Annotated in this window: 18 protein-coding genes; 16 read left to right on the top strand and 2 right to left on the bottom strand. The window is 73.9% G+C overall.

The annotated features are described in order from the left end of the window. Positions 1–41: 41 nt before the first annotated feature. The 15 genes from AMK13_RS24235 to AMK13_RS24165 all read left to right on the top strand — a co-directional run bounded on the left by AMK13_RS24235 (position 42) and on the right by AMK13_RS24165 (position 20,134). Positions 42–1,088 (top strand): class I SAM-dependent methyltransferase, encoded by a 1,047-nt coding sequence (locus tag AMK13_RS24235; RefSeq protein WP_049649758.1) that lies wholly within the window; start codon positions 42–44, stop codon positions 1,086–1,088. After that, on the top strand, positions 1,088–2,119 hold the full coding sequence (locus AMK13_RS24230; protein ID WP_049649757.1) for a pyridoxal phosphate-dependent aminotransferase: 1,032 nt from the start codon (positions 1,088–1,090) through the stop codon (positions 2,117–2,119). The genes AMK13_RS24235 and AMK13_RS24230 overlap by 1 nt, the downstream gene beginning before the upstream one ends. A 218-nt stretch (positions 2,120–2,337) precedes the next feature. After that, a complete protein-coding gene (locus tag AMK13_RS24225; protein ID WP_074004069.1) occupies positions 2,338–3,633 on the top strand; it encodes an MFS transporter in 1,296 nt (431 codons plus the stop codon). 82 nt (positions 3,634–3,715) lie between these two features. After that, positions 3,716–4,813, top strand: coding sequence for a 4-hydroxyphenylpyruvate dioxygenase (gene hppD / locus AMK13_RS24220; RefSeq protein ID WP_049649755.1), 1,098 nt, complete (start codon positions 3,716–3,718; stop codon positions 4,811–4,813). Next, positions 4,810–5,961 (top strand): alpha-hydroxy acid oxidase, encoded by a 1,152-nt coding sequence (locus AMK13_RS24215; RefSeq protein WP_074004068.1) that lies wholly within the window; start codon positions 4,810–4,812, stop codon positions 5,959–5,961. The genes hppD and AMK13_RS24215 overlap by 4 nt, the downstream gene beginning before the upstream one ends. A 65-nt stretch (positions 5,962–6,026) precedes the next feature. Then, positions 6,027–7,256, top strand: a complete 1,230-nt coding sequence (locus AMK13_RS24210; protein ID WP_079272481.1) for an aminotransferase-like domain-containing protein — start codon at positions 6,027–6,029, stop codon at positions 7,254–7,256. Positions 7,257–7,336: 80 nt separating this feature from the next. Then, on the top strand, positions 7,337–7,975 hold the full coding sequence (locus AMK13_RS24205; RefSeq protein ID WP_074004067.1) for a class I SAM-dependent methyltransferase: 639 nt from the start codon (positions 7,337–7,339) through the stop codon (positions 7,973–7,975). A 224-nt stretch (positions 7,976–8,199) separates the two neighbouring features. After that, a complete protein-coding gene (locus AMK13_RS24200; RefSeq protein ID WP_074004066.1) occupies positions 8,200–10,797 on the top strand; it encodes a lantibiotic dehydratase in 2,598 nt (865 codons plus the stop codon). Positions 10,798–10,845: 48 nt separating this feature from the next. Next, positions 10,846–12,216: a B12-binding domain-containing radical SAM protein gene (locus AMK13_RS24195; RefSeq protein WP_074004065.1), complete on the top strand. Its 1,371-nt coding sequence runs from the start codon at positions 10,846–10,848 to the stop codon at positions 12,214–12,216. Position 12,217: 1 nt separating this feature from the next. Further along, positions 12,218–13,312 carry an arginase family protein gene (locus AMK13_RS24190; RefSeq protein ID WP_074004064.1) on the top strand — a complete coding sequence of 365 codons (1,095 nt, stop codon included), beginning with the start codon at positions 12,218–12,220 and terminating at the stop codon, positions 13,310–13,312. Further along, positions 13,309–14,361 (top strand): hypothetical protein, encoded by a 1,053-nt coding sequence (locus tag AMK13_RS24185; protein ID WP_074004063.1) that lies wholly within the window; start codon positions 13,309–13,311, stop codon positions 14,359–14,361. Before AMK13_RS24190 ends, AMK13_RS24185 begins: the two co-directional genes overlap by 4 nt. Positions 14,362–14,431: 70 nt before the next feature. Further along, the gene (locus AMK13_RS24180) at positions 14,432–15,376 is read left to right on the top strand and encodes a PHP domain-containing protein (protein WP_143204617.1); all 945 of its coding nucleotides are present in this window, start codon (positions 14,432–14,434) and stop codon (positions 15,374–15,376) included. Then, positions 15,373–17,964, top strand: a complete 2,592-nt coding sequence (locus AMK13_RS24175) for a lantibiotic dehydratase (RefSeq protein WP_049649747.1) — start codon at positions 15,373–15,375, stop codon at positions 17,962–17,964. Before AMK13_RS24180 ends, AMK13_RS24175 begins: the two co-directional genes overlap by 4 nt. After that, positions 17,961–19,235, top strand: a complete 1,275-nt coding sequence (locus AMK13_RS24170) for an MFS transporter (RefSeq protein ID WP_074004061.1) — start codon at positions 17,961–17,963, stop codon at positions 19,233–19,235. The genes AMK13_RS24175 and AMK13_RS24170 overlap by 4 nt, the downstream gene beginning before the upstream one ends. Further along, entirely contained in the window at positions 19,232–20,134 is a 903-nt protein-coding gene (locus AMK13_RS24165) for a phosphotransferase family protein (protein WP_074004060.1), read from the top strand. Before AMK13_RS24170 ends, AMK13_RS24165 begins: the two co-directional genes overlap by 4 nt. Positions 20,135–20,204: 70 nt before the next feature. On the opposite strand, the gene AMK13_RS24160 is transcribed toward AMK13_RS24165, so the two are convergent. Beyond that, a complete protein-coding gene (locus AMK13_RS24160) occupies positions 20,205–20,534 on the bottom strand; it encodes a hypothetical protein (RefSeq protein ID WP_074004059.1) in 330 nt (109 codons plus the stop codon). Between the two features lie 19 nt (positions 20,535–20,553). Next, entirely contained in the window at positions 20,554–24,555 is a 4,002-nt protein-coding gene (locus AMK13_RS24155) for a polymorphic toxin-type HINT domain-containing protein (RefSeq protein WP_074004058.1), read from the bottom strand. A gap of 328 nt (positions 24,556–24,883) precedes the next feature. Between AMK13_RS24155 and AMK13_RS42980 the strand changes: the two genes are divergently transcribed. Continuing rightward, a partial coding sequence (locus AMK13_RS42980) for a hypothetical protein (protein ID WP_143204616.1) occupies positions 24,884–25,201 on the top strand: 318 nt, incomplete at its 3' end.

Genomic DNA, 25,201 nt, shown 5'->3' with positions numbered 1-25,201 from the left:
CGGACCGCACCCGGTCCGCCCACCGAGAAACGGACACCACCATGACCACTGCGGCCATCCCCGACACCTGGCGTGGCATCACCCCGTCGCCGATCACCTCGACCGACGCGTACAACGGCTTCATCGCCGCCAACGTGATCTTCGCGCTGGACCGGATCGGCCTGCTGGAGTCGATCGGGCGCGGCGAGCCGCTCTCGGCCGCCGAGGCCACCGCCCAGGCCGGCGACACCGCCCGGACCGAGGCCGTGCTGCGCGCCGCCGCCGACTACGGCTACCTCAAGGCCGACGGCGACGCCTACCTGCCCACCGAGGCGGGCCTGGAGATCGCCGCCGCGCGCGGCTACTTCACCTGGGCCGTCGGCGGCTACCACGACGTGTTCGGCCGCGCCGGCCACCTGAGCGCCGGCACCCACCGCTACGACACGGACGTCTTCCGCGACGAGGCGATGGTCGCCCTCGGCTCCGCCCAGTGCGACCAGTCGCTGTTCGCCGCCCAGCTCACCGACGTGCTGAGCGGCATCGACTTCCGGCACATCGCCGACCTGGGCTCGGGCACCTCCGCCCGGGTGCGCCGGGTGGTCTCGCAGCGCGAGGGCTCCCGGGGCCTGGGCATCGACATCAGCCGCCCGGCCACCGACATCGCCCGCCGCGACATCGTCGAGGCCGGCATGCAGGACCGGGTCACCGCCGTCCGCGCGGACGTGCTGGGCCTGCTCGGCACCCAGATCGACAACGACGCCGAGGCCGCCGAGGTGGCCGAAGTCGACACCGTGATGAGCTTCTTCCTGCTGCACGACCTGCTGGCCGACCCGGCCACCCGCTCCTCGATCTTCACCCGGATGCGGGAGTCCTTCCCGAAGGCCCGCACCTTCGTCCTCGGCGACACCATGCTGCGCGACCCGGGCACCTCCGACGGCGCCCAGCCGGTCTTCTCGGTGGGCTTCGAGCTGGCGCACGCGATGATGGGCGTCCCGCTGCACACCAAGGCCACCTACGAGGAGCTGTTCACCGAGGCCGGCCTGCGGATCGACCGCGTCGAGGCGCTGGCCACCCCGCACTCCTGGCTCTACGTCCTCCAGGCCGACTGATGGCCGGCCCGTCGGACGCCAGGTACCTGCTGGCACAGAACGAGCACCCGTACCCGCCGCTGCCGTCGGTGCTGGCGGCGCTGGCCGAGGCCAGTGCCGACCTGCACCGCTACCCGGACTTCCGTCCGGAGCGGATCGCCGGGATCGTCGCCGACTGGCAGGACGTCCCGGCCGGCCAGGTCGTGGTCGGCCACGGCTCGGCGGGCGTGGCGCTGGACCTCTTCCACGCGGTGGTCGAGCCCGGCGACAACGTGGTCCACTCGGCGCCCTGCTTCGACGCGTACCCGCTGTTCTGCGAGATCGCCCGGGCCGAGGCCCGGCCGGTCCCGCTCGGCCCCGACGCCCGGCACGACCTGGCGGCGATGGCCGAGCGGATGGACGGGCGCACCCGGATCGTCGTGCTGTGCAACCCGCACAACCCGACCGGCACGGTCTACTCCTGGGCCGAGCTGACGGAGTTCTTCCGCCGGGTGCCGGCCACCGCGCTGATCCTGCTCGACGAGGCGTACGTCGACTTCGCCCTGGGCTGGCAGGCCCCGGACGTGCCGGCCCGGATCGCCGAGTGGCCGAACCTCGTGGTGCTGCGCACCCTGTCCAAGTCGCACGGCATCGCCGCGCTGCGGATCGGCTACGCGCTGGCGGAGGAGTCCGTGGCCCAGCGGGTACGGGACCACCAGGTGCCGTACGCGGTGAACCGGCTCCAGGAGGCGGGCCTGCTCGCCGCCGTCGGCGCCGAGGACGAGATGGCGCGCCGGATCGCCGAGATCGCCGCGGAGCGGGAACGCACCGAGGCCGAACTGCTGCGCCTCGGCTGGACGGTGGCGCCCAGCGTCACCAACTTCCTGTGGGTCGACGCCCCCGGCGACCAGCTCCCGCTGCGCGCGGAGCTGGAGCGCCTGGGCGTGGCCGTGCGCTACTACCCCGGCCAGGGCATCCGGGTCGCCATCGGCGAGAAGGACGCCAACGACGCGGTGATCGAGGGCTTCGCCGCCGTCGCCCCGCTCGCCCCGGCCCACCCGGCCACACCCTGAGCGCCCGGCGCCCGACCCGCCGACGCGCCGACCGCCCGGCGCCCTGAGCACCCCGCGTGCGTCAGGGCGCACCCCGGGCGCCCCTGCACCACCGCACCGCACAGCACAGCACCACCGCACCGCACCACCGCACAGCACCACCGCACCACCGAGCACCACGGCACCACCGCACACCCCTGCACACCCCGAAGCGCCGTCGGCGCAGCGAAGGAACCGCCATGCACCCGCTGTTGGTCCGCCCGGAGTTCCGGCGCTACCTGGCCGGGCAGACCCTGTCCGTCCTCGGTGACAGCGCCCTCTCCATCGCCCTCGGCATCTGGGCCAAGGTGCTGACCGGCAGCAACTCCGCCGCCGGTCTGGTGCTGTTCTGCTTCTCCGCGCCCCTGCTGCTGCTCCCGCTCGGCGGCCTGCTCGCCGACCGGGTCCGGCGCAAGCCGCTGCTGGTCGGGGTCAACCTGGCGGTGGCCCTCTCGCTGCTGCCGCTGCTGCTGGTCGACGGCCGGGACACGGTCTGGATCATCTACTGCACCGCCACGGTCTGCGGTCTGGCCGGGGCCGTCCTGGCCCCGGCGCAGAGCGCGCTGCTGCGCAGCATCCTGACGGAGCGTCAGGACTTCGGCGCGGCGGCCGGGTTGACCCAGAGCGCCCGGGCCGGCACCACACTGGTGGCGCCGCTGCTCGGCTCGGGCCTCTACGGCTGGTTCGGCGGGCACGTGGTGGCGGTGGCCGACCTCGTCGTGCTGCTGCTGGCCGCGCTGAGCTTCCTCACCCTGCGGGTGGAGGAGGTCAAGCCGGAGCCCTCGGGCCTGCGGTGGCGCACCGAGGTGCTGGCCGGCTTCGTCCACCTGCGCGGTTCGGTCGGACTGCGGCCGCTGGTCGCGGCCACCGCCGCCTCCGGCTTCGTGCTGAGCCTGCTGCAGCCGGTGCTGTTCGCGCTGACCCAGCACGGGCTGCACCGCTCGCCGCAGTTCCTCGGCGTGCTGGAGACCACCGAGGCCGTCGGCGCGCTGGCCGGCTCGGTGGTCGGCGGCCTGCTGATCGGCAGGCTCGGGCCGCGCCGGACGGTCATGGCGGGCTCGGCGGTGTTCGGCCTCGGGACCGTCCTGCTGCTCGCCCCGTCGCTGTACGTGGTGTCGGCCGGCCTGGTGATCGCGGGCGCGGGCATCCCGGCCGCCATGGTCGGCCTCGCCACCGCCGCCCAGGCCTCCACCCCGCCACAGCTGATGGGGCGCGCCCAGGCGGCCGTCAACCTCTCGCTCACCGCGCCGCAGGCGCTGGCCGTCGGCGTCGGCTCCGGCCTGGTGGCCGCCCTGGACTTCCGGGTGGTGCTCGGCGTGATGGTGGTCGGCGCGCTGCTCGCGTCCGCCCACCTGATCGGCAAGCCGGAGGCCCCGACCGAGCCGCCGGAGCCCGAGGGCCCGGACGCGGACGCGGACACCGACGAGGGCGACGGCGAGGGCGAGGGCAACGGCCCGACCGAGCCCGAGAACGCCAAGGACCTCCAGTCCACCTGATCCCGCGCACCCGCACCCGTACGCCCGCTCCACCCGATCGTCCCTCAGCACCTCCCGTCCTCCTCACGAGAGAGCTCCTCTGATGACCGACCGTTCCTCTCCCACCGTCACCCCGATCCCCGTCGAGCTGGACCACGTCGAGTTCTACGTGGCCGACCTGGGCGCCGAGACCACCCGGCTGACCACGGAGTACGGCTTCGAGCTGCTCGTCCCGCCGACCGAGCGCGGCGAGGCCGCCGAGCGCTGCCTGTCCGCGCTGGTCGGCCAGGCCTCCATCCGACTGCTGCTCACCCAGCCGCTGGCCGCCGGCCACCCGGCCACCGGCTACCTGGCCCGGCACGGCGACGGCGTCGGCGCCCTCGGCCTGCGGGTGCCGGACGCCACCGACGCGTACCGCACCCTGACCGCCCGCGGCGCCGCCGCGCTGGGCGAGCCGAAGGCCGCGGACGGCTGCGTCACCGCGGTCGTCGACGCCTTCGGCGAGGTGGTGCACACCCTGATCGAGCGCGGCCCCGAGGTCCCGGCCGGCCGCATCCCCGGCCTGCCCGACCCGGCCCCGCTGACCGGCGAGGGCCAGGTCGGCCTGCGGACCGTCGACCACTTCGCCGTCCTGGTGCCGTTCGGCGAGCTGCGCAAGACCGAGCACCGCTACCGCGAGGTCTTCGGCTTCCGGACGATCTTCGAGGAGCGGGTCGAGGTCGGCGCGCTCGGCATGGACTCGGCGGTCGTGCAGAGCGCCGACCACAGCGTCACCCTCACCCTGATCGAGCCGCTCACCGCGGACGCGGGCGGCCAGATCGCCTCCTTCCTGGCCGGCCACGGCGGCGCCGGGGTGCAGCACGTCGCCTTCGCCGCCGAGGACGCGGTGCACTCCGTCTCCACCATGGCCGAGCGCGGCGTGCCGTTCCTGCGCACCCCGCAGACCTACTACGACGCGCTGCCCGGCCGCCTGACGCCGCTGCGGCACTCCTTCGAGCAGCTGCGCGAGCTGAACCTGCTGGTCGACCAGGACCACGACGGCCAGCTGTTCCAGATCTTCACCCGCTCCCAGCACCCGCGGAACACCTTCTTCTTCGAGGTGATCGAGCGCATCCGGGCCCGCAACTTCGGCAGCAACAACATCCGCGCCCTCTACGAGGCCGTGGAGCTCCAGCGCAACGCCAGCGAAGTGGCCGGATGAGCGCGTCCGTCCGCAACGAACCACCGACCGGCCCGGCCGGCGGGCGCCCGGCGCTGTCCGTCGCGGAGTACGCCGACCGGGCCCGGGCCGTGCTCGCGCCCGAGGTCTGGGAGTGGCTGGAGGGCGGTGCCGAGCGCGAGTTGACGCTCGCCGCCAACCGGGCCGCCTTCGACCGGGTGGCCCTGGTGCCCCGGGTGCTGACCGACGTCAGCACCCGGGACACCGCCGCCACCCTGGTGCGCAGCCGGGCGGCCCTGCCGGTGGCGGTGGCACCCGTCGCCTACCACCGGCTGTTCCACCCCGAGGGCGAGCTGGCCTCGGCCCGCGCCGCGGCCGCCGCGGGCGTGCCGTTCACCGTCGGCACGCTCAGCAGCGTCGGCTTCGAGGAGCTCGCGAAGACCGGCGCCACGCTCTGGTTCCAGCTGTACTGGCTGCGCGACCGCGGCCGGCTGCTCGACCTGGTCAGGGCGGCCGAGGAGGCCGGCAGCGAGGCCCTGGTGGTCACCGCCGACGTGCCGTACATGGGCCGCCGGCTGCGCGACGCCAGGAACGCCTTCGCCCTGCCGTCGGACGTCCGCGCGGCGCTGCTGGAGGGCGGCGCCGCCGGGCGGGCGCACGAGGCCACCGCCGCCGTCTCGGCGGTGGCCGCGCACACCGCGGAGCTGCTCTCCCCCGGCGTCACCTGGGCCGACCTCGAGTGGCTGCGCGGCGAGACCGACCTGCCGCTGGTGGTCAAGGGCGTGCTCGACCCGGCCGACGCCCGGCGGGCCGCCGGGATCGGCGCCGCGGCCGTGGTGGTCTCCAACCACGGCGGCCGCCAGCTCGACCGGGCCGTGCCCGCCGTGACGATGCTGCCGGAGGTCGCCGAGGCGCTGGCCGGCGAGGACTGCCAGGTACTGCTGGACAGCGGGGTGCGCGGCGGCTCGGACGTGCTCACCGCGCTGGCCCTCGGCGCCACCGGGGTCCTGCTCGGGCGCCCGCTGATCTGGGGCCTGGCGGCCGGCGGCGAGGCGGGCTGCACCGAGGTCCTCGACCTGCTCGCCACCGAGCTGCGGCACGCGCTCGGCCTCGCGGGCTGCGCCGACCCCCGGGCCGCCGCCGAACTGCGCACCACCACCCTGCCCTGCCCCGTCTGGAGCACCCCGTGACCACCATCGCCGCACCGCACGACCTGCTGCTCGCGGGCCTGCACACCTCCCTCGCCGACCCGGCGATGACCTCGATGAACCTGCTCAACGAGATCTCCATCCGCTACCCGGAGGCGGTCTCCTTCGCGGCCGGCCGCCCGGCCGAGCAGTTCTTCGAGCTGGACGCCGTCCACCGCCACCTGGACCGCTACCTCGACCACCTGCGCACCGAGCGCGGGCTGACGGAGGAGGCGGCCCGCCGGCAGGTGCTCCAGTACGGGCGGACCAAGGGGATCATCCACGACCTGATCGCCACCCACCTCGCCACCGACGAGGGCATCGAGGTGCCCGCCGAGTCGATCGTGGTCACGGTGGGCTGCCAGGAGGCGATGTTCCTGGTGCTGCGGGCGCTGCGCCGCGGCCCCGAGGACCTGGTGCTGGCCGTCTCCCCCACCTACGTGGGGCTGACCGGCGCGGCGCTGCTGGCCGACCTGCCGGTGCGGGCGGTCGCCGACGGCCCGGACGGCGTGGACCTCGCCGACCTGCGCCGTCAACTGGCCGCCGCCCGGGCCGAGGGGCTGCGCCCGCGGGCGCTCTACCTGGTGCCGGACGTGGCCAACCCGAGCGGGGCCAGCCTGCCGCTGGAGCTGCGCCGGGAGCTGCTGGCGCTGGCCTCCGAGGAGGACTTCCTGCTGCTGGAGGACAACCCGTACTGCGTGTTCGCCGGCGAGGAGCGGCTGCCCTCGCTCAAGGCGCTGGACACCGACCGGCGGGTGGTCCACCTCGGCTCCTTCGCCAAGACGGCCCTGCCGGGCGCCCGGGTCGGGTACGTGGTGGCGGACCAGCTGGTGGCGGACGGGCAGGGCGGCACCGGGCTGTTCGCCGACCTGCTCGGCATGATCAAGAGCATGACCACGGTGAACACCTCGCCGATCGCCCAGGCCGTGATCGGCGGCGCGCTGCTGGAGCACGGCCACAGCCTGCGGGCCGCCAACACCGAGGTGGCCGCGCTCTACCGGCGCAACCTCGCGCTGGTGCTGGAGGGCCTGGCCCGGCGCTTCCCGCCCGGCTGCGGGGTGACCTGGAACGAGCCGCGCGGCGGCTTCTTCCTGGTGCTCACGGTGCCGTGCGTGGTGGACGACGCGCTGCTGGAGCGCTCCGCCTCGGAGTACGGGGTGATCTGGACACCGATGTCGCACTTCTACCCGGGGACGGGCGGGGAGCACCAACTGCGGCTCTCCGTCAGCCAGGTCGACCCGGCCACCGTCGACCGGGGGCTGGACGGGCTGGCCGCGCTGCTCGCCGCGCGGTCCTGACCGGCCCCGGAAGGGGGGCGTCCCGTCCGGGGCGCCCCCCTTCCGGCCCGCTCCGACCCCCACGAGGGTAGGTTTCAGGCATGCTTGACTACCTCTCACGCACCATCGCCGCCTACGAGCACAGCGCCGACAAGTACGAGTCCGCCACCAAGGGCATGGTCCCGGACGAGGAGCTCGACCTCTTCACCGGGATGCTCCCCGATCCGGCCGGGCCGGTCCTGGACGCCGGGTGCGCCTTCGGCCGCGACACGGCCCTGCTGGCGGCCAGGGGCGTGGCGGTGACCGGCGTCGACCTGAGCGAGCCCTTCGTCGCCCGGGCCCGGGAGCTCCACCCCGGGCTGGACTTCCGGCGCATGGACGTGTGCGCGCTGGACCTCCCCGACGCCTCCTTCGCGGGCGTCTGGTCCCAGGCGACGCTGCTGCACCTCAGGGACGAGCACGTGGCGGCCGCGCTGGCCGAGTTCCACCGGGTACTGCGGCCCGGCGGGGCGCTGTTCGTCAGCTTCAAGGAGGGCGAGGGCGAGGAGGAGTTCGTCGAGTCCTTCAGCGCCGACGCCGCCCGCTTCTTCCGCTACCAGACCGCCGACCGGGTCCGCGGCCTGCTGGAGGCGGCCGGCTTCACCGGGGCCGACGTCCGCGTCGTCAACGAGCGGCAGCGCTACGGCGCCGGGCACCGCGACCTCAACTGGCTGACCGCGTACGCCCGTACCGCCTCCTGAGCCCGCCTGGCCCGGCCCCCGAGCGAGCGTCACGTTCGGGTCGAAACAGGCCGTTTGCGGCCATCCCAATCGTCGGGCCCTGGAGCACCACCACGGATTTCGGCTGACAACCGGTCAATCTCGGCCGGAAATCCTTGCGTTGACCACATCGTTATTGAACGCCCCCTCGACACGTTGTTATGGTCACGAACTGTCGTGATCAAGTCAGCCACAAGGGGGCGATCATGGACGAGCCGAAGCCGCGTCCGGACGGCGCACGACCTCCGACGGGAGGCGACCGCACCCCGACCACCGGGGCGGACGGCGGCCCGGGGTGGTCCCTCGCCCCGGTCGCGATGCTGCGCCACGCGGGCTACCCGCTCTCGCTGCTGGACCGCGTCGTCGCCCCCTCGACCGCCCGGGCCGCCGACGCCGTCCTCGACCTGCGGGACGAAGCCGTCGAGCTGGGGCGGCGGTTGAAGGCCGACCTGCGCGCCGAGCGGGCCGGCACCCGGGGCGACCTCGCCTCCGGCGTCGGCATGCTCCGCCCCTTCCCGCCCGCCGACCTCGCCCGGCTCGAAGCCGAACTCGGCCCGGCCGCCCTGGACTCGGCCAAGCGCTACCAGGACGCGGTGCAGGCCCTGGACGGCCACTGGGAGGCCTTCGAGCGGGAGCACGGCGCCGCCCTCGCCGACGCCCGCCGGACCGTCGTGGACCTGTTCCGCGAACCCTCCCTCCAGCAGGTCCTGCTGCTGTCCAACGACGCCCGCTTCGAGGAGTTCACCGCCTGGCTCGCCTCCGGCGGCGCCGGGTCGGACGGCCACGTCAAGCGGATGACCGACCTGCTCGCCATGTACCTCCAGCGGGTCACCACCAAGAACGAGACCCACTCGCACTTCGGCCCCCTCGCCGTCGCCCGGACCGCACCGGAGGGCGCCGCCCCCGGCGTCGGCTGGTCCACCGGCCCGCTGCGCCGGATCGCCCTGCTCAGCCACTGGGCGGGCGAGGCGATGGCCGAGGTCTTCAGCGCCCGGCCGGAGGCCTTCGAGACGGTGCGCCCCCGCCGGCGGCCCCTCGCCTTCGCCGAGGGCCCCGTCGTCCGGCTGTACGCGTTCGAGAGCACCACCGGCATGCCGGACGGCTGGCGCTTCGTCGCGGTGAAGGCCGACACCTTCGACGCCGACCGGTCCTGGCTCTGGGAGCACTGCGACGGCGAGCGCACGGTGGCCTGGCTGCGCGCCGCCTGGGCCGACCGCCCGGACCGCCCGGCCGACCGCGACTTCGACCGGGTGCTCGCCGAACTCGTCGACCAGGACTGGCTGATCGGCCGCCGGGAGATCCCGATCGGCGCCACCGACGTACTGCGCGAACTCGCCGGACAGCTCGCCGACGACTCCCCCGACCTCGCCGTGGTGCGCCGCTTCCAGGACGGGCTGCGCCGCTTCGCCGAAGGCCCGACGGAGCGGCGCGCGGCCCTGCTCGGCGAACTCAAGCAGGCCTTCGAGGAGGTCACCGGCTCCGCCGCCAACCGCTCCGAGGGCCGGCACTACGCGGACCGGAGCATCCTCTACGAGGAGGCGTACAGCCCGGTCAGGGACGTCGTCCTCGGCCCCGACGTCGCCGCCCTGATCGGCCGCGAGCTGTCCGTGGTCTACGACCTGACGCTGCTCGTCCCCCGGCTGCGCGTCCGCCGCGAACTGGACATCCTGCACCGCTGGACGGCACGGCGCTTCGGCACCGGCACGCCCGTACCGCTGCCGGACTTCTACGCCGCCTTCTTCGCCGACAAGCCGCTGCTCGCCGCCGAGTGCGAGGAGGTGGACCGGGAGATCGCGGCGCTCGACCGGGAGGTCGTCGACCTGCTGCTGGACGGCGCCGAGGACGGCCGCTCCGAGAGCGTCGTCGACCGGGCCCGGCTGGAGGAGCTGCTCGCCCGCCACCCCGACACCCCGCCCGCGCTGTGCAACCCGGACGTCATGCTCGCCGCGCCGGACGCCGCCGCGATCGGCCGCGGCGACTTCCTCGCCGTCGTCGGGGACTGCCACGCCGTCCGCGAGGCGCTCACCCACTCCAGCTTCGCCTCGATGCTCCAGGCCGAGGCGCCCGAACTCCTCGACGCGGTCCACGACCGCTACCGGGGGCTGCTCGACGAGGACGAGGTGCTGGTCGACCTCTCCCGCTCGCACCCCGACAAGACCGGCGCCCAACTCACCTACCCCTGCCCGGACCTGGAGGTGTACGGGCTCTCCCCGAAGGCCCGCGGCGACGTCCTCCAGCCCGGCGCGCTGTACCTGGTGGCCACCGCCGACCGGCTGGAGCTGCGCGCCCACGGACTGGCCGGCCGGCTCAAGCTGCTCGCCCCGCTGGCGGGCGGCCCCAGCATCCGCCAGGACCCGCTCTCCCCGTTCGCCTTCCCCCGCCACTTCGGCGGCGTCGGCGTCCGCGACCGGGACCGCGACCACGTGCCCCGCATCCGCTGCGGTCGGATCGTGCTGCACCGGGAGCGCTGGCGCGTCCCCGCCGAGGCCCTGCGCGGCTGGAGCCCCGGCGTCCACCGCTCCAAGGGCGACGCCCCGGAGTTCGCCGCCGCCCGCCGGCTGCGCCGCGAACTCGGCCTGCCGCGCCGCGGCTTCCTGAAGATCCCCGGCGAGCCGAAACCGGTCTACGTCGACTGGGAATCCCCCCTCATCGTCCGGCAGGTCTTCCGGCTCGCCCGGAAGACGGCCGCCGCTCTGGAGTTCAGCGAAATGCTCCCCGCCCCGGAGCACCTCTGGCTCGACATCGACGGAGAACGTCACACCAGCGAGCTGCGCTGTGCGGTCTTCTCGCGCCGTCCCCACTGAGTGCTCCACGTCGAGGACCCCACGCCCTCACCGACCGAAGGCACCGCCATGACCAAGAGCTGCATCGTCCAGTTGCCCTTCCCCTCCAGCCACGACCCCGACCCGAACCTCGCCCGCTACTACGACGACTACGACCGGCGCTTCCGGGCCATGCTGCCCGAGTACTTCATCCCGACCGACGGCCTGTGGGAGATGCCGCTCTGGGTCGCCCACCTGACCGCCCTGCTGAACACCGCGGGCCTGGACTCCGTCTTCCGCGACCTGTCCAGGACCCCGGCCGAGCCGGAGCACTGCGCCGAGCCGCTGCTGGAGGCGACCGCCCCCGGCGACCTGGTCCTGATGTCCCCGCTCGCCCAGAACCTCCGCCTCGCGCTGGAGGTGGCCAAGCGGCTGGAGCACGCCGGCCGGCGCGTCGTCCTCGGCGGCAACATGGCCCCGCTCGCCCCCGACGGCGCCGTGCACGCCGTGCACCGCGGCCAGCTCGACGCCACCTTCGTGCGCCGGCTCGTCGAGCTCGCCTCCGGGTCCGGCGGCAGCCTGGAGAAGCCGCTGCTGCCCGGGCTGGTGTCCGACCGGATCACCTGGGCGCCGGACTACCGCCACCTCGGCGGCTACCAGGGCCGGGTCCCGCTGCTGCGGCTCAACGCCAGCCACGGCTGCCTGTACCAGTGCTCGTTCTGCGGCGACGCCTGGAGCAAGCAGCTCACCCTGGTCGCCAAGGACGCGCTCGCCCAGGAGGTCGACGAGCTGACCAGCCGGTTCCCCGACACCCGGCTCTTCTACATCGGCGACAAGACCTTCGGCCAGTCCCGCGAGGCCGTCGGCAACCTGCTGGACGTCTTCCGCGACCGCCCCGGCTACCGCTTCATCGTGCAGACCCACGTGATGCAGGTGAAGGAGTGGATCGTCGAGGCCATGCTCGAACTCGGCGTCGTCGCCGTGGAGCTCGGCTTCGAGTCGGCCGACTCGCAGATGCTCAAGCGCCTCAACAAGCTCTCCCGCGGCCTGGACGACTACACTTCGAAGATCCGTCAACTCAGCGACGCCGGGCTGAAGATCGTCCTCAACATGATGGGCGGCCTGGACGAGGAGACGGAGGCCGCGCACGGCCAGACCGTCAGCTGGATGCGGGAGAACGAATCGGCGCTGTGGCTCTTCAACCTCTACAACTTCGTCCCGTACCCGCTCACCCCGGACTTCCCCAGGCTGCGCGAGCGCATCTTCAACTGGGACTTCGCCGACTGGCGGGAGGACGCCCCGGTCGTCTACCGGCCCCGGCACCTGTCCCCCGAGGACAGCTGGGACCTGTTCCAGGAGAAGATCGCCGCGGCGCACGCCATCATCCGCGACCCGCTGCCCGCCGCCCCGGCCTCCGCCGTACCCGGCCTGTCCGTCACCCCCGCCGCGCAGGAGAACTGACATGACCGAGCTCCCCGACTTCGAGGCCCTCCGCACCAGCGTCAAGCCGGAGGACTTCGAGCAGGACCCGCTGCCCGGCTGGGCCGGCGTCGGCACCCTCTTCGGCGCCCCCACCACCACCGCCGACCAGGTGGACGTGGGCGAGACGGGCTGGGTGGTGTCCGGCGTGCCCTACGACGCCACCGCCAGCTCCCGGCCCGGCGCCGCCGAGGGGCCGCGGGCGGTCCGCCAGGCCAGCCTGGTCTTCTCCAGCTACCTCACCAGCCTCGGCCAGTGGCGGATGCTGGACACCCGCACCGGGCAGACCTTCCGCTACCACGCGCCCCGCGTCGCGGACGCCGGAGACCTGCACATCTACCCGACGGACACCGTCAAGACCTTCCAGGCCGTCGCCGCCGAGAGCCGCCGGCTCAGCCAGAACGCCCCGCGGCTGATCTTCCTCAACGGCGACCACTCCTGCACCTTCCCCACCTTCGCCGGCTTCCGGGCCGGCCGGCTGGACCGCGGCGCCGGCCGGGTGGGGTTCATCAACATCGACCACCACTTCGACTTCGGCAACTGGAGCACCCTGCACGGGCCGCTCTACCACGGCTCCAACTCCCGCCGGATCAGCGAGATCCCGCAGATGCGCCCGGAGGACATCGCCTTCGTCGGGGTCGGGGACGTGACCAAGTACGACCAGTTCCGCGGCCTGCTGGACAGCGGCTTCCACGTCGTCCCCGGCTCCCTGATCACCCGGGACGGCGCCGCCGCGGCCCTGCGCCCCGTCATCGAGGAACTCGGCTCGCGGTGCGACACCGTCTACGTCTCCCTCGACATCGACGTGCTCGACAGCGCCGCCGCGACCGGCACCGGGCACGTCACCATGGGCGGCATCGGCATCGGCGACCTCCTCGACGTCTACGAGGAGCTGCGGGCGCTGCCCGTCGGCGCCGTCGACATCGCCGAGATCGCGCCCCGCTACGACCCGTCCGGCGGCACCGCGCAGATCGCCGCCCGGCTGCTCTTCGAGTTCCTGTTCCGCACCGAGGTCGCCCCGGCCGAACTCGCGCCCTGGGCCCCCGGCACCCCCTCCGCACCCCTGGAGCACCGGTGAGATTCACGCCCCACGAAGCGCAGTTCGACTGTACCCCGCTGATCTCCGGGGCCCCCGCCGAGCGCGAGCGGGCGCTGGACGCCCTCGCCGCCGGAGCCGTCGAGGTCATCCACCGGACCGGCTACGCCGTCTTCCGGATCGGCCGGCTGCGGCTCGGGGTCGAGGAGAGCCGCCGGCTGTCCACCGGCATCGTCGAGCGCGTCCGCACCGCGCTGATCGCCCGCGGCGCCCCCGCCCGGATGCGGCTGGAGGTCGACAAGGCGCAGCAGACCTACGTCCCCGAGGGCTACACCACCCGGACCCTGCTGCCCCACCACGACGGCCAGCACTGCTCGTACCTGACGCCCAGCCTCCAGGACGCCCCCGACTGGGACCCGGCCCAGCGCACCTACGGCGACTCCGGGTACACCACCACCGCCGCGCACAAGATGTACCAGGGCATCTTCCTGCCCGAGGTCGGCGAGGGGCTGAGCGTCACCACGTACTACGACTGGCTCGGCGTGATCGACGAGGTACTGGAGCGGCGCGGCATCGACCGGGGCGACGACCCGGTGGGCGGCGCGGCCCGCTGGCTCGGCGGCAACCTGCGCCGCGGCCTGGAGCGCCAGCCCGAACACGGCTGCGCCTACCCCTCGGTGGGCGCCATGCTCGGGCTGGAGGAGACGTTCTGGCACGGCCTGTCCTTCCACCACAGCGAGGCGGACCTGTCCAAGGAGGAGCGGCGGCGCTACCCCGCCGCCGTGCCGCTGGCCCGCGAGTGCGCCTGCGGCGAGTGCCGGGGCGAGGCGGCCCGGCTCTTCTGCCACCAGCTGCTCATGGCCACCGGCCTGACCTGGGCGCGGTTCCGCCGCCGCTGGGAGGTGCTCGCCCCGGGCGAGCACTGCGACCTGCTGCTCGGCCACAACCTGACCATGCTGCACGGCGGCCTGGCCGGCGGCGCGGGGCGGATCATCGAGCCGCTCTGCCTGGTCGTGGACGAGCCGTCCGGCCCCGAGTACGAGCGCTGGCTGGCCGCCTCCTGGCGGCGCACCCTGCCCGGGGCCCGCTGATGCGGAGGAGCCTGCCGGTGCGGGGGGCCCTGCCGGCGCGGGGATTCCGGTCGGCGTGGAGGTCCCGCTGATGCGGGGGGCGCCCGCGACCCTGGCCACCCCGGTCGACCTGCACCTGCACACCCGGCACTCGGACGGGGACGAGGCGCCGGCCGACCTGGCGAGGCGGTGCGTCGAGGCCGGGCTGCGGGTGGCCGCCGTGACGGACCACAACACCCTCGCGGGCGTCGCCGCCTTCGAACGGGCCGCCGCCGGGCGCCTCACCGTCGTCCCGGCCTGCGAGATCACCACCACCTGGCGCGGTGAGGAGACCCACTGCCTCGCCTACTTCGTCGACCCCGGCGACGAGGCGTTCCGGCGGCGGATCGGGCGCCTCCACGACGCCGAACTGGCCTGGTGGCGCACCTGGACCGACCGGGCGCAGGCCCTCGGCGTGCCGATCGCCCGGGCCGACGTCGAACGGCGCCTCGGCGGCGACCGGGTGGCCTACGTCAACGACTACCTGGCCCTGCTGCTGGAGGCCGCCGGGGACGACCCCCGGTTCGCCCCGTACGCCGACGGCGACGACCGGTTCGCCCGCCTCATCGCCGACTGGTGCCGCCCGGGCCGGCCACTGCACGTCGAACACCCCGTCAACCCCGACCTGGTGGACGTGCTGTCCTGGATCGAGCGGGCGGGCGGCGTCGCCGTCCTCGCCCACCCCGGCCCGCACACCGCCGGCCTGGACGCCCCGCGGTGCGCCGAACTGCTGGCGCCGCTGCGGGAGGCCGGCCTGGCCGGACTGGAGGTGTGGACCAGCTGGCACACCCCGGCCGACAGCGCCCGGCTCGCCGAGGCCGCCGGGCGGCTCGGCCTGGTCGCCACCGCCGGGTCCGACTACCACGGGGTGCGGGTCAAGCCCTGGGCGCCGAGCCCCGGCCTGCTGCCCGCGCTCCCCGCCGACCCGCTCGCCGTCCTGGACGCCCTGCACGACCGCCGTCCGCCCGTCCACTCGATCCCCCAGGTGAGGCCGTGACCACCGTCAACGATCCCCGGACCGCCGCCGAGCCCGGGGTGCGCGTCCCCTGGCAGCTCGCGCCGGTCGTCGTGCTCCGCCAGGCCGGCTTCCCGATGGAGCTGCTCGCGCCCCTGGCCGACCCGGCCGCCGCCGAGGAGGCCCGGGAGCTCGTCGCCCACGGGCAGCGGCTGAAGGAGCTGGCCGACGCGTTCAAGGCCGCCCTGCGCCGCCACCCGGTGCCCGGCGCCGCCCGGCTGTCCTCCCCCGCCGGGTTCCTGCTGCCCGTCCCCGAGCCCGAGCTGGCCGCCGCGGCCGCCGCCGTGCCCGCCGAGGAGGCCGCCGTCCTGCGCGCCTACCAGGACGCCGCCCGGCACTTCGCCGAGGAGCAGACCCGGTTCGCCGCCCGGCACCAGGACCGCCTTGACCGGGCCGGGGCCGCCGTCGTCGAGGCCTTCGGCGACGAACGGCTGCGGCAGGTCCTGCTGCTCTCCAACGACTCCGCCTACCCCACCTTCGCCGCCTGGCTCGACGCCCACGACGGCGCGACCGGGCGGCGCACCCGCAAGATGACCGACCTGCTCACCATGTACCTCCAGCGGGTCACCACCAAGAACGAGACCCACTCGCACTTCGGCCCCTTCACCCCCGGCCGGGTCGGCACCGCCCCCGGCATCACCTGGTCCGGCGAGCGGGAGCTGGAACGGCGCGCGCTGTTCAGCCACTGGGCCGCGGAGAAGCTCGCCCAGAGCGCCGCCGCCGTCCCCGGCCTGCTCGACCACGCCCGCCCCCGGCGCCGCCCGCTGTCCTTCCTGCGCGACGGCCGGATCGACCTCTACGCCTTCACCACCCGCGACGGCCTGGACACCGACTGGGACTTCCAGCACCTCGGCGGGCGCCCGGTCGAACCGTACGAGGCCTGGCTGTGGCAGCACTGCGACGGCGAACGCACCCTGAGCGAACTGCGGCGGGCCTGGCAGGACGAGCAGCGCTGCCCCGTCCCCTTCGACGAGGTGCTCGCCGGACTCGCCGAGCGCGAATGGGTGGTCGTCGAGTTCGAGATCCCGATCGGCGACCACCGGCCGCTGGCCGCCCTGCGCGAGCAACTGCTCGCCGCCCCCGCCCCGCTGGCCGACCCGCTGCTCACCGCGATCGACGGCTTCGAGGCCGACCTGACCCGCTTCGCCGCCCTGCCGCTGCCCGAACGCGCGGCCGCGCTCGCCGAGAGCAAGGCCCGGTTCGAGCAGCTGACCGGCGGCCCCGCCAACCGCAACAGCGGCCTGCACTACGCCGACCGCAGCATCCTGTTCGAGGAGGCCCGCGGCCGCCCCGCCGACCTGACCGTCGGCCCGGACCTCGCCCGCTTCATCACCGACGAACTGTCCATCGTGTACGAGACCGTGCTGGCCGGCCCGCGCCTGCGGATGCGGCGCGAGCTGGTCATCCTCACCCGGTGGGTGGCCGACCGGTTCGGCCCCGGCGTGGAGATCCCGCTGGACGTCCTCTACGCCGAGTTCTTCCGCGACCGCGACGCCATCGCCCGCGAGTGCCTCGCCGTCGAGGCCGAACTCGCCGAACTGGACCGGGAGATCGGCGCCGCCCTGCTCGGCGAGGCCGCCACCGACCCGGACCGCTCCGAGGTCGTGGTCGACCGGGAGCGGATGGCCGCCGTCCTCGCCGCCCAGCCGAGCAGCCCGCCCGCCGTCTGCGACCCGGACATCCTGTTCGCCGCGCGGAGCCGGGAGGACCTGGCCGAGGGCCGGTTCACCGCCGTCATCGGCGACTGCCACGCGGTGCGGGAGGTCATCACCCACACCAGCTTCGGCCCGCTGATCCAGGAGCACACCCCCGAACTGCTCTCCGAGGTGTACCGCGGCTACCAGTCCCTGCTCGCCGACGACGAGGTGCTCGCCAACCTGTCCCGCGGCCACCCCGACAAGTCCTCCACCCAACTCGTCTACCCCTGCCACGACCTGGAGGTCTACGGCCGCTCCGCGCAGTCCCGCGACCGGGTGCTGCAGCCCTCCCAGCTCTACCTGGTGCTGCGCGACGGCCGGCTGGAGCTGCGCGCCCACGGCGTCGAGGGCCGGCTGCGCCTGATGGCGCCCCCGGCCGGCGGCCCGAGCATCCGGCAGGACCCGCTCTCCCCGTTCGCCTTCCCCCGCCACTTCGGCGGCGCCGGACTGGACGCCCCCGACCTGGCGCACATCCCGCGCATCCGCTGCGGCCGCGTCGTGCTGCAGCGCGAGACCTGGCGCATCCCCGCCGCCCGGCTGCGCGACACCGCCGCCTTCGGCCGCCAGACCGGCCGGGACGACGCCGCGCTGTTCGTCGCCGCCTGCCGGCTGCGCGCCGAGCACCGGCTGCCCCGGCACGTCTTCGTCAAGGTCCCCGGCGAGCCCAAGCCGGTCTACGTCGACTGGGAGTCCCCGCTGCTGGTCCGGCAGCTGGGCCGGCTGGCCGCCCGAGCCGAGGGCACCCTGGAGGTCTCCGAGATGCTGCCCGCCCCCGACCAGCGCTGGCTGGACGTGGACGGCCGGCGGTACACCAGCGAACTGCGCTGCGCCGTCTTCTCGGCCGGGAACCCCGCCGCGGAGCCGCGCGGGTGAGCACCGACACCGCCGTCCGCCCCTCCTCCGGCTACCACCGGGTCCTCGGCGCCGCCGCCTCCTCCGCGGTCGGCGACGGCATGCGCTTCGCCGCGCTGCCGCTGCTGTCCACCGCGGTGCTGGACGACGCCTTCCAGGTGTCCGCCGTCACCGCCGCGACCACGGTGCCCTGGCTGCTGTTCGCCCTGCCCGCCGGGGCGTACGCCGACCGCTTCGAGCGGCGGCTGCTGATGGTCCTCGCCGACCTGCTGCGCGCCGCGGTGCTGGTCCTCACCGTCCTGCTGCTCGCCGCCGACCGGCTGACCTTCTGGCCGCTGCTCACCTCCGCGTTCCTGCTGGGCGTCGGCGAGGTGCTGTTCGACTGCGCGTCCTTCGCGCTGCTGCCGAGCGTCGTGCCCAAGGACCGGCTGGAGTCGGCGAACGGCCGGCTCTTCGCCGTCCAGACCGTCGGCCGCGACCTGCTCGGGCAGGTCGTCGGCGGCGTGCTGTTCACGGTCGGCCGGGCCGTCCCGCTGGTGATCGACGCGGTCTCCTTCCTGGCCTCCGCGCTGCTGCTGCGCGGCGTGCGCGGGCCGGTGCCCGAGTCCGGACCTGAATCCGGGCCTGCCGCCGAACCCGGGCCGGGCGCCGGGAAGCCCCGCCTGCTGGCCGACATCCGCGAGGGCGTCGCCTTCGTCCTCCGCGATCCGCTGCTGCGCGCCCTGACCGTCTCCGCCGGGGTCATCAACGCCGTCTACCTGGGCCAGATCGCCGTCTTCGTGATCCTGGTCCGCGAGGTGCTGGAACTCCCGGACGCCGCGTACGGGGCGCTGCTGGCCGCCGGGGCGGTCGGCGGCGTGATCGGCGGCGCGGTCGCCGGCCGGCTCAGCAAGGCCGTCGGCCGGGTCCCCGCGCTGGTCGGCAACCTGGCCCTGATGGGCGCCGCCGGCCTGGCGGTGGCCGCCACCGACCGGGTCCCCGTGGTCGCCGTCGCCTACGGCGTCACCGGCTTCGCCCTGATGGTCTGGAACGTCGTCGCCGTCTCCCTGCGCCAGACGATCATCCCGGACCGGATGCTCGGCCGGGCCACCGGCGTCTACCGGCTCTTCGCCTGGGGCACCATGCCCCTCGGCGCGCTGGTCTTCGGCCGGGTGAGCGCCTCGGCCGGGCCTCGCGCCGCCTTCGCCCTCGGCGGCGTGGTCACCCTGCTGACCTGCCTGCCGATCGCCTACGCCCTGCTGAGGGACAGCAGGGTGACCGACCGTCGCAAGACCACCGAGGATGCACCATGAGTGAGCGTTTCGCCGTACTGGACCGACTGGCCGGACAGTGGGGCCTGAGCGGCCTGGAACTCGTCGGCAAGGGCCTGGAGTTCACCGTCTTCCGGGCCCGGGCCCGGGACGGCGAACCGGTCGCCGTACGGCTCGCGCACCACCGCTTCGACTCCAACGCCAACGACCCGCACGTGGACACCCGCGCCCTGCTCGTCCAGGAGCACGCCATCGCCCGGCACCTGGCCGAACACGGCCTGCCCGTCGCCCGCGCCCGGGAACTCGTCCTCGCCGACGACCCCGACTCCCCCGACGTGCTGCTCTCCGACTACGTCCCCGACGACGGCACCCCGCTCGACTCCCACGCCCTCGGCCGGCTCCTCGCCCGGCTCCACCAGGCACCCCCGCCGCCACTGCACCCCGTCGCCGCCGAGGGCGGCACCACCGCCGGGGTCCTCACCACCCGGATAGCGCGCCGCTGGGCCGAACTCGCCCGCCTCGTCGCCGACTGGCCCGAGCCCCCGGCCCCCGACCTGCTCGCCCGGCACCTCTCCCCCCTCACCGGGACCAGCCTCCTCCACCTCGACGTCCGCAGCTCCAACATCCGCCGCCACCAGGGCCGCACCACCGCCCTCCTGGACTGGTCCAACGCCCTCCTCGGCACCCCCGCCCTCGAGTTCGGCCGCCTCGCCGAATACGCCCGCTACCCCGAGAACGACCTCGACCTGCCCGCCCTCCGCGCCGGCTACGCCACCCTCGCCCCCGTCCCCACCGAGGACGACCCCACCCTCCTCGTCTGCCGCCTCGACGCCGCCCTGATGCTCGCCCTGGTCTTCCTCTCCGAAGCCCCCGACCCCACCCGCGGCCCCACCGCCGCCACCCACGCCCGCGCCCTCGCCGAGCGCCTCAGCCGCCTGTAACCGCCGACAACGCAGAACGCCCGGCCGGGAAACCCCGGCCGGGCGTTCTGCGGTTCGACGAAACGACCGCCTAGACGGATTCACCCGCTTCGAGGAATCCCCGGTAGACGATCGCCAGCAACGTCGCGTAGGCGTGTATCTCCCGCGCGACCACCAGGTCCTCCCCCGCGTACTCCCCGCACAGGACACCGGCTTGAGTGATGATCTCGTCGAGTTCCGTCAGGACATCCGCACCCGACGGCCTGAACGCACCGGTCCTCATGAAGACGACGGCCCCCGTGGTGTGCTCGTGGGCGATCGCGAGATCGGCGCGGAGCTTCCCCAACTCCGGCGTTGTGGAATGCGGCGGATATGGAACGTGACTCCAGATGGTGTAGGCATCGACGAAGCTCAGTTCCACCGGTCGTCGCATCATTCTGTTACCGCCTCTTCGGGGGGTGGTACGTCACGACCCTACTGCGATCCATCGACGTGAACACCACTTCGTCCGTTGCCTCGTTGGTCCACGCCAGCCCCTCCAGCTTGTCCTCGTGGGCTCCGATGGGCTTTATATTGACCTTCCAACCAGGGTTGTCCTTCAGGAAACCAGGCTTCGTCACACGCTCCATCGCCTCCTTGGCCGCGGCGATGTACTCCGTCTGCGACATGCCGTTCGGGGCCCCCTCCAACTTGTAGTGATACAGGAACTGATCGCTGGGATTGTCGAAGGTGCCGCGGTGGAAGACGCTCTCGACGTCGCTGTTGGTGAGCTTCTCCAGGCACAGCGGCTTGTTGGCATTGTGTACCAGCACCGGCGTGTCGCCCGCGACCACGTAGTACGTGTGAAGCTCGTCAACGGTGAGGTTGTAGGCGCCCTGGAGGGTGTTCCAGTGCCGGACGCTCTCGATTCGCCGGGGCTGGCCGGCCGGGTCGCGCAGTTCGTCGCCGGTCTCGAGGTCGACGGCGTCGATCCAGGCCTTCCGGTTCTCGGCCCAGAAGGGGTGGTGGTCGGTGCTGGTCAGGGAGCGTCCGGCACCCAGGGAGATGTCGGTGAAGTCCCGGTCGTCCGGGCCGTAGATGGTGGCCGAGACCCGGCGGGGTCCGGTCAGCCCGCTGACGGGATCGGTGGCGAGGACCTCGTCGCCGATCCTGACGGTCTCGATCGCGCGGGTGGAGCCGTCGCCCATGAGGACGGGGGTACCCGCCGCGAAGCTGTTCGGCACCGGGCAGGACGCGGGAACCCGCCTGACGAGCTTCTGGATGAACTCGACGGCCTTCTCGCCCCAGGAGCCGAACTTCTTCGCCCACCGGGCGAGCTTGGCGATGGCGGCGCCGTCGCCGATGAAGGGGATCGCCCCGATGCAGGACTCGACCGCCTCGGTGGTCCTGCCCTCGACGGCGTAGTAGGCGCAGTTGACGAGGTCGGCGATGTCGGCGAGGCCGGGGGCGATGACGCCGCCCGCACCACCGATCACGTCGAGGGTGAGGTGGATGGTCTCGGAGACGAGGCGGTAGATGGAGTTGGAGGTCTCGTTGTCCTCCTTCGCCTTCTTGATCTCCTCCTCGATGCCCGCGATCGAGTCCTGCTTCTCCTTCTCGATCTGGGCCTTGTAATCGGCCTCCTTGCGCGCCTCCTCGAGCCTTTCGGCCTCGGCCTTCTGCTCGGCGTCGAACTTGCCCTGGTAGTTGGCGCGGGCGTCGTCGGCGGCGGCCTGGGCGGCCGTCGCGTCCTTGCCGGCCGCCTCCGCGGAGGCCCGGGCATCGGCAGCGGAGTTGTAGGCGTCGGTCGCGGCCGACCGGGCCTGCCGGGCCGACTGCTCGGCCCTGTTGGCGGAGTGGACGGCACTCGCGGCGTCGCGGTTGGCGGAGGCCTTGGCCGCGTTGGCCGTCTTCGCGGATGCCGCCGCCCTGGCGGCGTCGGCCGCGGCGGCGTCGGCGGCGGCCTTGGCCTTGGCGACGTGCTCGGCAGCGGTGTTGGCCGAGGCCTGAGCCTGGGCGGCGTAGCCGTTGGCCTCGTTGGAGGCGTTGCGGGCGATGGCGGCAGCGGCCTGGGCCGTGGCCGCGTTCTGCTGGGCGGTCGCGGCGGCGGCGGTCGCCTGGGCGATCAGGCCCTTGATGTCCGCGACGTGGAGGGCGGTGAGCCGGTCCTTCTGCTGCGCGGTGTACTGGCCCTCGGCCACGAAGGCGCGCAGGTCCTGCACGGGGCCTTCGAGGGCGATCTTCGCCGCGGCCTTGAGCTCGGGCTCGGTGGCCGGGGCGTCCTCCAGCCGGGTGGCGGTGAGGCGGTCGTCGGCGGCCTGGGCGTCCGACAGGCCCTTGCCGAGGAAGTCCCGCAGCGCGGCGGGGGTGTTGACCCGCAGCGCGGCGTCGGCGGCGGCCTTGACGGCGGGGCCGGCCTTGTCGCTGAGGCGGGTGATCGTCAGCCGGTTCTCCGGCGCGACGGCCTCGTACTGACCGCTGGCCAGGAAGGCGCCGAGCTGGGCGGCGTTGCCCTGCAGCGCGGTGTAGGCCGCGGTGCGGACCGCCTCGCTGTCGGAGTTCTTGTGGATCGCGGTGACACTGTCGCGGGCGTCGCGCTCCTCGGCCTCCCGTCGCCCGGTCTTCACGTAGGCGAACACGGCGGCGTCGTCACCGGACAGGGCGTCGACGGCCGCCGAGTTCCCCCAGGAAGCGGAGATCTTGCGGGAGACCATGGCGAGCTTGCGGCCGTCGGTGGCGACCTGCGTCGGAGTGGCGCCGGGCTGGTTGGCCAGCTGGGCGAGGCGGTCGGCCTCGGCCCGGGCCTTCTGGACGTCCTGGGCGGCCTGGTCGGTCTGCGCCTGCTTCGCCGTCTCGTCGGCCTTGGCCTGCCGGGCCTTCTCCACGGCCACCGCGGTGCGGTTGGTCAGGTCCTCGGCCTCGATGCGGCGTGCCAGGTCCTGGACCGCGTTGGCCTTGTCGACCGCGGTCTGGGCGTCCGCAGCGAACCCGGAGGCGGCGTTCGCGTGGTCGGTGGACTCCTGCGCGGCGTTCGCGCTCTGGCCGGCGTGGTCGGCGGCGTCCCGGGCGGCCTGGGCCGCCGCGGCGGCGTGCTCGCCCGCGGACTTCAGGAGCGCCGCGGCCGCCTGCGACTGCGTCGCGGCCTCCCCGGCCAGCTGCTGCGCGGCGGCGGCGGCGCGACCGGCCTCGACGGCCGAACGGCGGGTGGCCGCCGCGGCCTGCTTGGCCTTGGCCGACTGACCGCCGGCGCTGTCCGCGTAGGCACCGGCCTGCTCGGCCGAACCCGCCGCGGAATCGGCGTTGCCCTTCGCGCTCAGCGCGGCGCCCGCCGCGGTCTGGCTGTCGCTGAGGGCCTTGTCCGCGTGGACGAGCGTGTCCTTGGCGGCGTCCACCAGCTTCGCGGCCGCGTCGGCGGCGTCCGCCGCGACCCGCGCGTCGTGCGCCTTCGTCGCGTCACCGGCCGCCGCGGCCGCGGAGTTCCGCGCGGCGGCGGCGGCCCGCTGGGCGCCGGACGCCGCAGCCGCCGCGTTCGACGCCGCGTAAGCCGCGGCCCGCGCGCCCGCGTTGGCCGCACGCGCGGCCGCCAAGGCCGTGTTCGCCGCCTTGCCCGCACGCTCGGCGGCCGTCGCCGCCTTGTTCGCCGCCTCCGTGGCCCTGGCCGCGTCGTTACCTGCCTGCTGGGTCTCGGACGCGGCCAGAGCGGCGGCCTTCATGGCCTCCTGCGCCTCGAAGACCGCTTTGTCCTTGGCCTCGATGGCCGCAGCGGCCTCCTGGGCCGCCTGCGCGCCCGCGTCCTTCGCCTGCTGCACCAGCAGCGCGATGCTCGCGCGCTCCATGTCACGGTTCTGGGCGACATACTGGCCGGTCGCGAGGAAGTCGCGCACGTCCTGGATCGACCCGTTCAGCGCGGCGCGTGCCGCGGCCTGGGTGTTCGTGCCGCCGGAGCTGAGGATCTGGACCAGCTTGAGCCGGTCGTCGGCATCCTTCGCCGGGAACTGTCCCTCGGTCAGGAACCGCTGCAGGTCGTCACTGGTGTTGCTGCGCAGCGCGGCGTCGCCGGCGGCCTGCAGGTTGCGGCCGGCGCCCACGGCGGGGTCGGTGATCCGGGTGATCCACAGCCGCCGGTCGGCGTCGAGTGCCGACTGCCAGCCGCTCCGCAGGAACGTGTGCAGCTCGTCGGCCGTGCCCGCGATGGCCTTGCCCGCGGCCTCGCGGACCTTCGGCCCGCCCACACCCTCGATCTGCGTGGCGGCCAGCAGGTCGTCCAGGTGCTGGGCGCCGGCGAGCTCGTTGTCGACGAACCGCTTCACGTCCTGGTCCGAGCCCGCAAGCACGGCTTCCGCGAGCTCGTGGACGCGAGGACCACCGTTGAGCCAGGCCTCGACCGTGATGTCGCGGGCGCTCCGCTGGAGCTGAGCGTCGGTCGGTTCGACGGCCGAAGCCGTCTGGATGCCGGAACCCACCAGCCCCGCCGTCAGAGCCAGCGGCAGGAGGCCCAGGGAGAGCCTGCCCAGCAGCGGCGGCCTCCCCCTCCCGCGCCCTTGTGAACGGGATATCGAATGGTGCATCGGAAACCTCCACTGTCGGCATCGGCCGGATTCACGGCCGCAGCGGAGCCTACGCCAGATGACGATACGACAGAACGTCCACGAAGCCATGACGTTGCCAAAAAAAACCCGCCAATGAAACACCTGTCAAAGGGCAAAGCCAAGCAAATACAACCGCATCACCGATAGACACCCAACCGCTGGGAAAGCATGACATTCCGCCTGGCCAGCGCCAGGAACGCGCTTGTCGAAGCATCAGCTCATCTGGTTCGATGGCCCGGATTCCGGCTGCGACCCCGAAGGCGCCCATGCGGCAACTTCGACCACTTCCACCGGCAATGACGTCTCGCCATTGCCGGTTGGTTCGCTCACCATTCAGACCGGTCACCCGATTCCGCTGATCCGCCCGTCAGGGCAAACACCAGATGAACGAAGAGGAATAGGCATGGCAAAGCGCATGTCCCGCTTGCTCGTTGGCGGTGCCGTCGCCGTGGCCGCCACGCTCGGCGCCACCGCACTGGCCTCCGCCGACGGCGTCCCCGCGGACAACTCGGCCGCGCCG

Origin of the sequence: Streptomyces sp. CB02056, assembly GCF_001905545.1 — a bacterium.
Classification (GTDB): Bacteria; Actinomycetota; Actinomycetes; order Streptomycetales; family Streptomycetaceae; genus Kitasatospora.
Note: the sequence above shows the minus strand (reverse complement) of the source record. Positions and strands in the feature narration are given on the sequence as shown.